Origin of the sequence: Streptomyces sp. JW3 (genome assembly GCF_052216785.1) — a bacterium.
Taxonomy (GTDB): Bacteria; Actinomycetota; Actinomycetes; order Streptomycetales; family Streptomycetaceae; genus Streptomyces.
In genome coordinates this window covers 1-12,259 of the sequence record NZ_JBQOUX010000150.1, presented here as the reverse complement: position 1 = coordinate 12,259, position 12,259 = coordinate 1, and the positions used below count along the sequence as shown (strand labels likewise).

Below are 12,259 nucleotides of genomic sequence, written 5' to 3'. Positions count from 1 at the left end.
AGGAGACAGCCCCGTAGCACCGCGCACCGCTGCTGTGGCCCTGAGCGGTCACCGCGCGGGGCGCAGGAGACAGCCCCGTAGCACCGCGCACCGCTGCTGTGGCCCTGAGCGGTCACCGCGCGGGGCGCAGGAGACAGCCCCATAACACCGCGCACCGCTGCCACCACCCCCAGCGGTCACCGCGCCGCAGGCGCGTCCGTGGCCAGCCGTGCGTGCAGGTGGACGTCGCGGAACGCGTCGTGCCGCTCCGCCTCGAACATCGCGTCGCGCAGTACGCCCTCGGCCCGGAACCCGCACCGCTCGGCGACCCGGCAGGAGGCGCCGTGTCCGATGCCGTGGCCCAGTTCCATCCGGTGCAGGCGCAACGCGGTGAAGGCGTACTCGGTGGCCAGCAGCAGGGCGCGGGTGGCGACGCCCCGGCCGCGCGCCTCGGGCAGCACCCAGTAGCCGACCCGGGCCGTCCGCAGCGGCCGGTTGATCTCGTTGACGCCGACGTGGCCCAGCGTCGCCCCGGTCGCCTCGTCCGTGACCCGGAAGGACACCGACCCGCCGTCCGCCTCATGCCGCGCCCGGCCGCGCAGCGCCTCGCGGACCCCGGCCAGGTCCGTGACGAGGGTCAGCGGGGTGTTCCAGCGCCGGAAGTCGGGGTCCAGCAGCCCGCGCAGCCAGGTCTCGGCGTCGGCGTCCGAGTCGGGGTCCCAGGAGGCCAGGCGCAGGCCGTGGCCGGCGGGCCGGGGGGCGGGGAGCGGCGGTCGATCACTCGTTCGGGACATGGGGTCATTCAATCCCTGTACCGGCCATCCAGTCACCCGCGTGTTCCCCCGTGAGTCATCCGTGAAACTGTGCGTCCCCCGTGAATACCGCCGGACCCCGGCAGATTGTTGGCAATCTCGTCGACGATTGTCCTACGTTCGCAGACGCAAGCCCGTACGGACCCAGGAGGGCGTCAACGTGAAGCACAGGGCAGTCAAGCGCAGGAGTGTCGTGCTGGGAATCGGCGCGACCGCGGGTGTCGCCGCGGTGGGCGGCATCGCCCTCACCGCGCAGGCCGAGAACAAGAAGGGCGGCTCCGCCGCGTCCGGCGCGCTGGTCTTCGCCCCGGACGCGTACACCACGCTGACGACGACCGTCACGGACGCGGCCGGTACCGAGCACGAGGTGACGTACCGCTTCTGGAAGGCGATCACCTACGTCTCCAAGCCGGTCGACGAGGCGTACCAGAGCCTGAACATCAGCGTCCCCGTCAAGATCGACGGCAAGACGGTGGACGCCACCGGCGCCCCGATCCTGTTCGCCAACTCGGTCGGCGGCTACATGCCCTCCTCCGTCGCCGAGGCCACCGGCGTGGGCGGCGGCGGCACGGGCGGCGGCACGGCCCCGAGCGGCGCCGCGAGCGCCTCGGCCGCCCCGTCGGCCACCGCATCCTCGGCGGACTCCTCCACCGGCACCGAGTCCGGCAGCGCCGCGCAGCAGGCCGGCGGCAAAATGGTCAGCCTGCCGCCGCTCGGCCTGGCCGCCGGGTACGTGGTGGTGGAGCCGGGGGCGCGCGGGCGCACCCTGAAGAACAGCGCCGGCGAGTACTACGGCACCGCCCCGGCCGCCATCGTCGACCTGAAGGCCGCCGTCCGCTACCTGCGCGCCAACAAGGGCCGCGTCCCGGGCGACACGGACCGGATCTTCTCCACCGGCACCAGCGCCGGCGGCGCCCTGTCCGCGCTGCTCGGCGCGTCCGGCGACAGCCCGATCTACGACAAGTACCTGAAGGAGATCGGTGCCGCCGACGCCTCGGACGCGATCTTCGCGACCGGCGCCTGGTGCCCGATCACCGACCTGGAGCACGCCGACGGCGCCTACGAGTGGAACTGGGGCACCAACAAGCTCAGCACCGGCGCGCAGGTCGACCAGACGGTGTCCAAGGAACTCAAGTCGCAGTTCGCCGAGTACCAGGCGGGCCTGAAGCTGCGCGGCCGCGGCGGCTTCGGCACGCTCACCGCCCGCAACTACGACGAGTACCTGCTGAAGACGTACCTCCAGCCGTCGGCCACCACGTACCTCGCCGCCCTCTCGGCCGCGGACCGCGAGACGTACCTGGCGAAGAACACCTTCATCAGCTGGGACGGCAAGAACGCCACCTTCACCTGGGCCGACTTCCTCACCCACGTCGGCGCCCGCAAGAAGGACGCCCCCGCCTTCGACCTGTTCACGTTCCCCACCGACTCCTCCGACGCCATGGCCGGCGACATCAACAACGAGTTCGGCCAGGGCACCGAGCAGTACCGCCACTTCACCCTCTACAGCCTGCGCGAGGACAAGGGGAGCAGCGCCCGGCTGGCGAGCGACATCCCCGAGAAGCTGCGGCTGATGAACCCGATGCACCACCTGGTCGACCAGCCCAACGCGGGCCGTACCAAGCACTGGTGGATCCGGCTCGGCTCCTCGGACTCCGACACCGCGCTCACCGTCTCCGCCAACCTGGCAGCCGCCGCGGACCAGTTGGGCGACGACGTCAGCCACCTCTACTACTGGGACGCGGGCCACGGCGCCAACGAGGACGCCGGCGACTTCATCGAGTGGATCGCGAAGACGGCCGGTCACAAGTCGGCCTAGCCGGGCCCACCGGGCCGTGCGGGTGATTACGCTCGCCGCATGGCCGACTCCGCGACCGACTCCCCCACGCCCGCCGCCGCACCCGGTGACCTGCCGGTCTACGTCGTCGGCGGCGGGCCGGGCGGCCTCGCCGCCGCCCACGCCCTGCGCGCCCGCGGCATCCGGGCCGTCGTCCTGGAACGCTCCGACCGGGTCGGCGCGTCCTGGCGCCGGCACTACGACCGGCTGCGGCTGCACACCACCCGCCGGCTGTCGTCGCTGCCCGGCCTGCCGATGCCGCGCCGCTTCGGGCGCTGGCCGGCCCGGGGCGACGTGGTGCGGTACCTGGAGAAGTACGCCGAGCACCACCGCCTGGAGATCGTCACCGGCGTCGAGGTGTCCCGCGTCGACCCCGCCCCCGACGGCACCGGCTGGCTGCTGCGCGCCTCCGGCGGCCGCGAACTGACCGGCGCCGCGGTGGTCGTCGCCACCGGCTTCAACCACACCCCGCGGCTGCCCGACTGGCCGGGTCTCGCCCTGTACACGGGCACCCTCCAGCACGCCGCCGCCTACCGGAACGCGGCGCCCTACGCCGGCCGGGACGTCCTGGTCGTCGGTGTCGGCAACACCGGCGCCGAGATAGCCGTCGACCTGGTGGCGGGCGGCGCCGCCCGGGTCCGGCTGGCCGTGCGCACCGCGCCGCACATCGTGCGCCGCTCCACGGCCGGCTGGGCCGCCCAGTACTCGGCCGTCCTGGTCCGCCGGCTGCCGGTCCGGCTGGTCGACCGGCTGGCCCGGACCATGTGCCGGGTGAGCGTGCCCGACCTGTCGGCGCACGGCCTGCCCCGCCCGGACACCGGCCTCTACAGCCGCGTCAAGCAGGGCGCCATCCCGGTGCAGGACGTCGGCCTGATCGACGCGGTGCGCCGGGGGCGGATCGAGGTGGTGGCCGCCGTGGACGGTTTCGAGGACGGCAAGGTGGTCCTCGCGGACGGCGACCGCATCGCCCCCGACGCGGTGATCGCGGCCACCGGCTACGACCGCGGCCTCACCTCCCTCGTCGGCCACCTGGATGTGCTGGACGCGCGCGGCCGCCCCACCGCCCACGGCGCCCGCTCCCCCAGGCCGGCGCCCGGCCTGTACTTCACCGGCTTCACCAACCCGATCAGCGGCATGCTCCGCGAACTCGCCCACGACGCCCTCCGCATCGCCAAGGCGATCGACCGCCGCCAGGGCGAACGGCTGTCCCGGCTGCCGGGCTAGGCGTCCCGTCCGGCCGGGCGGCGGCGGATCACCAGGGCCATCAGGGCGGCCGCCGCGCACAGCGCGCCGGAGGCGTACCAGACGACGTCGTAGGAGCCGAAGACATCGCGGGCGACGCCGCCGAGGAAGGCGACCAGGGCGGCGCCGACCTGGTGGGAGGCGAGCACCCAGCCGAAGACGATCGCGCTGTCGTCGCCGAACCGCTCCCGGCACAGGGCCAGGGTGGGTGGCACGGTGGCGACCCAGTCGAGGCCGTAGAAGACGATGAAGAAGATCATCGGGGGGTGCACGGTGGGCGCCAGGAGCATGGGGAGGAAGAGCAGGGAGACGCCGCGCAGGGCGTAGTAGACGGCGAGCAGGCGGCGGGCCTCGAAGCGGTCGGTGAACCAGCCGGAGGCGATGGTGCCGACCACGTCGAAGACGCCGATGACGGCGAGCAGCGAGGCGGCGGCGGTGACCGGCATGCCGTGGTCGTGCGCGGCGGGCACGAAGTGGGTCTGCACCAGGCCGTTGGTGGAGGCGCCGCAGATCGCGAAGGTGCCGGCCAGCAGCCAGAACGGCCCGGTGCGCGCGGCGGAGAAGAGCACGCCGAGGGTGCGGCGCGCGGCGCCGGGCACGGGGGCGGGTTTCGGTACGAACTCGTCGGCGCCGTACGGTTTCTGGCCGAGGTCGGCCGGGTGGTCGTGCAGCAGCAGCCAGACGAACGGGACGACGGCGAGCGCGGCGAGGGCGACGGTGACGGCCGCCGGGCGCCAGTCGTGCTCCTCGACCATCCAGGACAGCAGCGGCAGGAAGATCAGCTGGCCGGAGGCGGAGGCGGCGGTGAGGACGCCGCTGACCAGGCCGCGCCGGGTGGTGAACCAGCGGTTGGTGACGGTGGCCGCGAAGGCCAGCGCCATCGAACCGGAGCCGAGGCCGACCAGCAGCCCCCAGCAGAGCAGCAGTTGCCACGCCGACTGCATCCAGACGGTCAGCCCGGAGCCGAGCGCGATCACGGTCAGCGCGACGGCGACCACCTGCCGGATGCCGAACCGGTCCATCAGCGCCGCGGCGAACGGGGCGGTCAGCCCGTAGAGCGCCAGGTTGACGGAGACGGCGGCGCCGATCGTGCCGTGGGACCAGCCGAACTCGGCGTGCAGCGGGTCGATGAGGATGCCGGGCACGGAGCGGAAGGCGGCGGCGCCGACGATCGTCACGAAGGTGACGGCGGCGACGAACCAGGCGCGGTGCACCCCGCGGCGGCGGGGCCGGGCGGGTCCGGGCCGCGGTCCGGCGGCGCGCTCGCGTGCGCTTGTCTCGGTCACGTCATGAGTCACGTCCTGGAGCCTGCGGCATCCGGCCGCCCCGATCGAGTGGCCCGAAGGACATGGTTCGCTAGGATCGGGCCATGACGTCCGGTCGCCCGTCCCACCGCCCGCATCGTGTCGTCGTCCTCGCCCTGGACGGCGTGCTCCCCTTCGAACTGGGCATCCCGCAGCGCATCTTCGGCAAGGCCCGGGACGTCGCCGGGCGCGCGCTGTACGACGTCGTCACCTGCTCGGTCCGGCCACCGGGCCCGGTCGCCACCGACGCCGACTTCGAGATCCTGGTGGCGTACGGACCGGAGGCGCTGGCCGGCGCCGACACGGTCGTGGTGCCCGCCTCCTACGAGAGGGGGCCGGTCTACGAGGAGGGCGTGCTGACCGCCGAACTGGCCGCCGCCCTCGCCCTGGTCCGGCCCGGCACCCGGCTGGTCGCCATCTGCACCGGCGGGTACGTGCTCGCCGCCGCCGGGCTGCTCGACGGCCGCCCGGCGACCACCCACTGGGCGTCGGCCGAGCACTTCCAGCGGCTCTTCCCGAGGGTCCGGGTCGACGCGGACGTGCTGTTCGTGGACGACGGCGACGTGCTGACCTCGGCCGGGGTCGCGGCCGGCATCGACCTGTGCCTGCACCTGGTGCGCCGGGACCACGGGACGGCCGTCGCCAACGACGTGGCCCGGCGGACCGTGGTGCCGCCGCACCGCGACGGCGGACAGGCGCAGTTCATCGAACGGCCGGTGCCCGACCCGCAGCAGGCGTCCACCACCGCCGCCCGCGCCTGGGCGCTGGGCCGGCTGCACGAGCCGATCCAGTTGCGGGACATGGCGGAGCGGGAGGCGATGTCGGTCCGTACGTTCACCCGCCGGTTCCGCGAGGAGGTCGGGGTCAGCCCCGGCCAGTGGCTGACCCGGCAGCGCGTCGAACGGGCCCGGCAGCTGCTGGAGTCGACCGCCCTGTCGGTGGACCAGGTGGCCCGCGAGGCGGGCTTCGGCACGGCCCAGTCGATGCGCCAGCACCTACAGACGACCCTCGGCGTCACCCCGACCACCTACCGGCGGACCTTCCGCAGCGGGGGCGGGGGCGGGGTTCGGTAGCGGGGTGCCCGGGGCGGGAACGGCGCCCGGTGAGCGGACCCCCGGGGCGGGAACGGCACCCCGTGGCCCAGGGCCGCGGCGGGTCTCGCCGTACCAGCCGGCCGCGGTGAGGGCGAGGGTCAGGCCGACGCCGGACAGGATCGCGGTGGACGGGGCGGCCACGTCGAGCAGGACACCGGCCAGGCCGCCCGACGCCGCGTAACCCGCGCCCGCGACGGCGTACATCACCGAGTAGCCGGCGGCCAGGGCGCCCGGCGGCAGGGCCTCGCGCAGCGCGAGGTTGCGGGTGAGCAGCGCACCGGACTGGAGCATGCCGCCGACGGTCAGCCCCGCCGCGATCGCGGCCGTGCCGGGTATCAGCGCCACCCACACCACGCACAGCGACGTACCGCACAGCAGCACCGCGCTGCGGGTGCGCGACAGCCCCGGCCAGGACCGCAGTCCGTACAGTAAGGCCCCGGCGGCCGAGCCGACGGCCAGGCCCACCAGCAGCGGACCGGCCCAGCCGACGCCGATGCCGCGCTGCTCCAGCAGGGCCGGCAGGACGATCTCGGCGAGGCCGAGGAGGGTGAGGCCGGCCGCGCCCGTGACGTACACCGGCCAGGCGGCGGCCAGCACGCGCAGCACCGGCTCGCGCGCGGCCCCGGGGACCGCAGGACCGCCCTTGCCGCCCCAGCCGGCGGGCAGCAACCGCAGTCCGGCGGCGGAGGCGGCCATCAGGCCGGCCGCGAGAAGCAGTGGTATCCGCGGGGCGGCGCCCAGGGCGAGGCCGGTGACGGTGGCCGGGGAGACGGCCCACACCCCGGAGGTCAGTATCGACTCGACGGACAGGGCCTGGGCGACGGACCGCTCCGGGACCAGTTCGGTGAGCAGGGTGCGCAGTCCGCCGGCCGCCGCGGCGGGCGCGGCCCCGGCCAGGAACGCGAAGGCGGCGAGCGCCGCGCCGGGCGCCCGCGGCAGCAGTCCGAGCCCGGCGAAGGCGGCGGCGCCGGCGAGCAGGCCCGCCGTCAGGTGCCGGCGGGCCCGGCCGGGCCGCAGCCGCAGACCGAGCAGCGGCGCCCCGACGATCTCTCCCAGCACATACACCGAGGCGAGCGCCGCGCCCAGGGAGTACCCGCCCGGCCGGTCCCGGACCAGGAACACCAGGGCGAGTGGCGCCATGGCCACCGGCAGCCGGGCGCCGAGGGCGGTGCAGGCCCAGGTCAGCACCGGTCGGGTGGCTACGTCGCGGTAGGTCATGCGAAAACGGTAGGGCCGGGGTCCGACAACGCCCCAGCCGATTTCCGGGCCTGTGGACAACCGCGACTGTCCCGGCCCACACTTTTTCTCCACACCCTGTGGATAACTTTCTCGACTACCCGGCCGCGACCGGGCGGCGGGGCGGCGGCCTCACCCCGAGACCGGCGCCGCGCACCGCCGCCCGACCCGGCGTTCCGCCTCGGCCCCGAAGCCGTGAGGGGATCGCCGTCGCGTCGCGACCCACACTCGCCGAGGGCTTCCGTACCGGCCCTCGCCGTCCCCTCACGGCGAATCGCTGACCATCAGCGTGAATGAGCCGTCACGTACCGTCAACGGACATCGATGGTATTCGCGCGTATATGTCCAGTTTCATGGTGGAAGCGCACGGAAGCACGGCCGGGCGCATCGGGGCGCACCCCGGCCGGCCCGGGGGCCACGCGTCCCGGCCTCACACCGCCTCGTACGCCGCCAGCCCCTCGAACGCCGCCGTCACGGCGCAGTCGGCGGCGGGCTCCGGGCGTTGGGCGCAGCGGTCCAGTTCGCACCAGATGCGCTTGCCGGCCTCGTCCCGGGTCCAGCCCCAGCGGTCGGCGAGCCCGTCGACCAGGGCCAGTCCCCGGCCGCCGGTCGCGTCACCGTCCGGGCACCGGTACACCGGCGCCCGCCCGCTGGTGTCGGCCACCTCCAGCCGGACGGTGGCCTCGTCCGCCGTCCCCGGCCCGCCGCACGGCAGACAGAGCCGGAGCACGGCCGGCCGGCCGGTGTGCACCACCGCGTTGGTGACCAGTTCGGAGACGAGCAGGACCAGGGCCTCGGCGAGCGGCTCGTCGTCCCGTATCCCCGACCCGGCCAGTCTCGAACGGGCCCATCTGCGGGCCCGCCCGACCTCCGCGGGGTCGGGCCGGATCTCCAGCTGCACTTGAAGCACCTGCACCGCTCACACCATCCGAACCGACAGACACTCGCACCTATGGCCGGAACAACGGCCAGGACAGGGACAGACAGGGACAGACGGGGATCACGGACCGTGACTCCCTTGTGAGACAGCATGGTTGACGTACAGTCACGCCAACAAGCGCTTCGGGCATATTCCAGCGCGAAGGAGTACCCGTGCGTCATACTGTGCGACGCCGCCCATAGGGAGTCGAACAGGCCGCGATCCGGACAACGTACCGGAGCCCGCCGCCGACTGCGGGCTGTGACGGGTCCCGCCCGGGACACGACCCGGCAAAACCCTCCGTGATCACCGGGCGCCACGAACGGTGACGCCCCGGACCGGATTCGCCCGGCCCGTCAGTCCGCCACCGTGAAGTAGCGGGCGAAGGCGGGCACGACGTCCGCTTCCACGACCTTTCCGTCGCCGTCCGCGTCGAGCCCCTCGGCCACCGGACGGGCGGTGGGGGCGGGCACGCCGAGCGCGGTCAGCAGCCGGGCGGTCTCCTCGACCGTGACGGCTCCGTCGCCGTCGGAGTCGGCGACCGCGAGCGCCGCGCGCAGGAAGGGCCGGGCGATCTCGGCGAACCGGTCCGGGGTGTCCCGCAGCCGCTTGACCGCGCCGGTGACGAACTCCTCGCGGGTGATGCGCTGGTCACCGTCCCGGTCGGCGATACCGGCCATGCCCTGCCAGAACGCCTCGGCACCGCCGTACAGCGCCTGGCCCCGCTCGGAGCGGGCCGCGACGGCGAACTCCGCGAGCAGCGCCCTGGCCGCCTCGCCGAAGTCCTCGCGGTCGATGCAGCCGTTGCCGTTCTGGTCGAAGGTGGCGAACCGGTCGGCGATCCTGCGCTCGTTCTCGTTGCTGACCATCTCTGCTCCCTCTTCTCCGGCCGCCTCGCGTCCTTCTCCGGCCGCCTCACGTCGTTGGGAGCCTACGACCGCGGGGAGCGCCGGGCGACGAAAAGTGACGTCTGCCCCAAGACCGGGTGAATACCGGTACAACGGTGTGACGAAACGATGATGCTAGGCGGACAGCGGACGCGGTTCGTCGCCGGTCGCCGAGGCGACGTCGGGATGGACGTCGAACAGCCGGCGCACGCCCAGCGCGCCGAGGACCCGGTTGACGTGCGAGCCGTCGACGGCGCCCTGGGCGGGCAGGATCAGCCGCAGCCGGCCCTGGCAGGAACGTATGAGGCGGCGGGAGGCGATCAGCACCCCCACGCCGCTGGAGTCGCAGAACAGTACGTCGGAGAGGTCGAGGACCAGGCTGTGGCGCCCTTCGGCCACGGCGTCGTGCACCCGCTGGCGCAGCGCCGGCGACGTCACCAGGTCCAGCTCGCCCGACACCTGGACGACGGTCCAGCCGCCCCGCTCGTCCCCGGTCACCTGAAACGTCACCGCCAAGCCCTCCTTCCCTTGCGCGAATCCCTACGCGAACGCGAATCGGAAGACACACCTACGCTTCCTTGGGCGCGCGCCTGCCCACCGGCCGTTCCCGCAAACGCGCCGGGGAAAACGAGAACCGACCGGAAGCGGCTTGTTTCCGTTCCTCACGATCCCCTTCGGTCCGCCCGCACGGTCCGCGCACGGTCCCTACCATCCGGGGCGCTCCCCGGGGCGCGCATTGCCGCAAAGGGGCGTGCGCCGTCATACGTGCCGACTACATTCGAGAAGACGATGGCCGCAGGCTGGACGTTGGCACCAGGGCAGCACCAGGGCAGTACCAGGGGGTGAAGGGGCCTTATGGCGATGAAGAGCACACCGCTCCGCTGGGACCGCAAGATGCAGCAGCGGCTCGCCCGCGGCGAGGCCGCCGCCCTCGGCGAGCTGTACGACCGGTTCGCCTCCCTCGTGCACGGCCTCGCCCACCGGGTGCTCGCCGACGAGAGTGCCGCCGACGCCCTCACCCGCGAGGTCTTCACCCACCTCTGGGAGCACCCCGACGCCTACGACCCCAAGCGCGGACCACTGCGCACGTACGTCGCCGAACTCACCCGCCGGCTGGCCGTGCGGCGGCTGCGGGCCACCGGGACGGCCGCGCTCGCCCGCGGCGGCCCCGGCACCGCCGAGGACCTGGAGCGCCGGGTGCGCCAGGCGTCGGTCGCCGCCCGCGCCGACTACATCGTCCAGTCCATGCCCGCGCCGCTGCGGTCCGCCCTGGAGCGGGCCTACTTCCAGCGCCGCGACTACCGCCAGACCGCCGCCGACCTCGGCATCACCGAGGACGAGGCCCGCCGCCGCCTCCGGCTGGGCCTCCAGCTCCTGTCCACCGCCCACGACACGACGGCCCCCGGCGACCCGCCCGAGGCGCCGCCCGGCTACGGAGGCGCGGCATGAGCGGCGTGGGTGACACCGGCGACATCGGTGACATCGGTGACATGGATGACATGGGTGACATGGGTGACTGCGACGGGGCGCCGGAGCGGCGGGAGGAACCGGAGCCGTACGGTCCCGGCGGAGCCGATGGGTCCGGCGTGCCCGGTGGGCCGGGTGGGCCCGATGGGCCCGGCGGGCCGGGGTCCGGTGGCGGCCGGCCCCGGATACCGCTGCCCCGGGTCTCCCTGGAGGACGGCGGTCTGCCGCTGCCGTCGCCCGCCGCGCCGCTCGCGCTGGCGCACCCGGTACTGAAGTCCCTGCTCGGCGCCTGGGCGCTGGCCGCCTGCTCGCCGGAGGAGGCCGCCGCCGTCGACCGGCATCTCGACGACTGCGCGGCCTGTACCGAGGAGGGCCGCCGGCTGCGGCAGGCGGTCGAACTGCTCCAGCCGCCGGACACCCTCGACCCGAACCCGGCCCTGCGCACCCGCGTCCTGGACGGCTGCCTGGAACGCCGCCCGCCGCGCATCCCGGTCCCCGAGTGGACCATGCCGTACGACGCCGAGACCGCCCGGCTGGATGCCCTGCTCCAGGACTTCGGGGACGCGGAATGGCACGCTCCGGTGCGGCTGCGCTGGTTCGCGGACGACGGGACGGCCGGCCGCCGCACCACCGTCGCCGGGGTCATCGCCCACCTGCTGGCGGTCGACGGCCTGGTCGCCCTCGCCCTCGGGCTGGCCGACCCGCTCGGCGACCTCGCGGCCCGGACCCCGGCACCGGCCGGCCGTACCGAGGCGTACTGGCGCGGCTCGCACCTGCCGCCCACCCGCGCGGTGCGCGCGCCCTGGCGGGAGCAGAGCCACGCGCTGATCCGGACCACGGCGTTCACCGGCGGCGGCGAGCCCGGACGGGACGCCGGCGCGGGCCGGATGCCGGTGGCGTACGGCGACTTCGAGCTGCCGTTGCGGGACGCGATGCTGGACCGGGCCTTCGAGTGCTGGGTGCACGCCGAGGACATCGCGGAGGCGGTGAACTATCCCTACGATCCGCCGGCCGCGCGGCACCTCAACCGCATGATCGACCTCGCGGCCCGGATGCTGCCCGCGGTGCTCGCGGAGCGCCGCCGGTCCGGGAAGGCCGCGCCCGGGGCGCAGCGGCACCTGGTGGCGGCGGGGGCGCCGGGGCGCAGTCTGCGGCTGGAGATCGAGGGGTCGGGCGGCGGGCAGTGGTACATCCCGCTGGACTCACCGGCGGCGGTGGGCTCCGCTGAGCACGAGGTGGCGTATGTCGCCCTGGACGACGTGGAGTTCTGCCGGCTGGCGGCGGGGCGGGTTCCTCCGGAGGAGGCGGCGGCCGGGCAGTCCGGGGACCGGGAGGCGATCAGGGACGTACTCTTCGCTGCGGCGAGCTTGAGCCGGATGTAGGGGGCCTTCGCGTCGCGGGGCGGCTGCGGGTGGTCCGTGGTTGCTCGCGCAGTTCCCCGCGCCCCTTGAGTACGTGCGGTGGACGTCCCTCAAGGGGCGCGGG

The 12,259-nt window shown here is 74.3% G+C and carries 11 protein-coding genes; 5 read left to right on the top strand and 6 right to left on the bottom strand.

Translation table 11 applies throughout. The features are described 5' to 3' along the window. Window positions 1-176: 176 nt before the first annotated feature. Window positions 177-773, bottom strand: coding sequence for a GNAT family N-acetyltransferase (locus ACTT8P_RS35440; RefSeq protein WP_442835906.1), 597 nt, complete (start codon window positions 771-773; stop codon window positions 177-179). A 178-nt stretch (window positions 774-951) separates the two neighbouring features. Here ACTT8P_RS35440 and ACTT8P_RS35435 point away from each other — a divergent pair, with 178 nt between their 5' ends. Beyond that, window positions 952-2,607: a subtype B tannase gene (locus ACTT8P_RS35435; protein ID WP_442835905.1), complete on the top strand. Its 1,656-nt coding sequence runs from the start codon at window positions 952-954 to the stop codon at window positions 2,605-2,607. A 39-nt stretch (window positions 2,608-2,646) separates the two neighbouring features. Next, window positions 2,647-3,849, top strand: coding sequence for a flavin-containing monooxygenase (locus ACTT8P_RS35430; RefSeq protein ID WP_442835904.1), 1,203 nt, complete (start codon window positions 2,647-2,649; stop codon window positions 3,847-3,849). On the opposite strand, the gene ACTT8P_RS35425 is transcribed toward ACTT8P_RS35430, so the two are convergent. Further along, window positions 3,846-5,153 carry an MFS transporter gene (locus ACTT8P_RS35425; protein WP_442835903.1) on the bottom strand — a complete coding sequence of 436 codons (1,308 nt, stop codon included), beginning with the start codon at window positions 5,151-5,153 and terminating at the stop codon, window positions 3,846-3,848. The two genes, ACTT8P_RS35430 and ACTT8P_RS35425, sit on opposite strands and share 4 nt — an antisense overlap. Window positions 5,154-5,236: 83 nt before the next feature. Between ACTT8P_RS35425 and ACTT8P_RS35420 the strand changes: the two genes are divergently transcribed. Continuing rightward, the gene (locus tag ACTT8P_RS35420) at window positions 5,237-6,244 is read left to right on the top strand and encodes a GlxA family transcriptional regulator (RefSeq protein ID WP_442835902.1); all 1,008 of its coding nucleotides are present in this window, start codon (window positions 5,237-5,239) and stop codon (window positions 6,242-6,244) included. Here the strand turns inward: ACTT8P_RS35420 and ACTT8P_RS35415 are convergent. The 4 genes from ACTT8P_RS35415 to ACTT8P_RS35400 form a co-directional block, all read right to left on the bottom strand. Then, window positions 6,167-7,483, bottom strand: a complete 1,317-nt coding sequence (locus ACTT8P_RS35415; protein ID WP_442835901.1) for an MFS transporter — start codon at window positions 7,481-7,483, stop codon at window positions 6,167-6,169. The two genes, ACTT8P_RS35420 and ACTT8P_RS35415, sit on opposite strands and share 78 nt — an antisense overlap. Before the next feature lie 448 nt (window positions 7,484-7,931). Further along, window positions 7,932-8,402, bottom strand: coding sequence for an ATP-binding protein (locus tag ACTT8P_RS35410; RefSeq protein WP_442835911.1), 471 nt, complete (start codon window positions 8,400-8,402; stop codon window positions 7,932-7,934). A 374-nt stretch (window positions 8,403-8,776) separates the two neighbouring features. After that, window positions 8,777-9,289, bottom strand: a complete 513-nt coding sequence (locus ACTT8P_RS35405; protein WP_442835900.1) for an EF-hand domain-containing protein — start codon at window positions 9,287-9,289, stop codon at window positions 8,777-8,779. Between the two features lie 153 nt (window positions 9,290-9,442). After that, window positions 9,443-9,823, bottom strand: a complete 381-nt coding sequence (locus ACTT8P_RS35400; protein ID WP_442835899.1) for an STAS domain-containing protein — start codon at window positions 9,821-9,823, stop codon at window positions 9,443-9,445. Window positions 9,824-10,162: 339 nt separating this feature from the next. Between ACTT8P_RS35400 and ACTT8P_RS35395 the strand changes: the two genes are divergently transcribed. Next, window positions 10,163-10,756 carry a sigma-70 family RNA polymerase sigma factor gene (locus ACTT8P_RS35395; RefSeq protein ID WP_442835898.1) on the top strand — a complete coding sequence of 198 codons (594 nt, stop codon included), beginning with the start codon at window positions 10,163-10,165 and terminating at the stop codon, window positions 10,754-10,756. Next, on the top strand, window positions 10,753-12,156 hold the full coding sequence (locus ACTT8P_RS35390; protein ID WP_442835897.1) for a zf-HC2 domain-containing protein: 1,404 nt from the start codon (window positions 10,753-10,755) through the stop codon (window positions 12,154-12,156). The genes ACTT8P_RS35395 and ACTT8P_RS35390 overlap by 4 nt, the downstream gene beginning before the upstream one ends. Window positions 12,157-12,259: the final 103 nt, after the last annotated feature.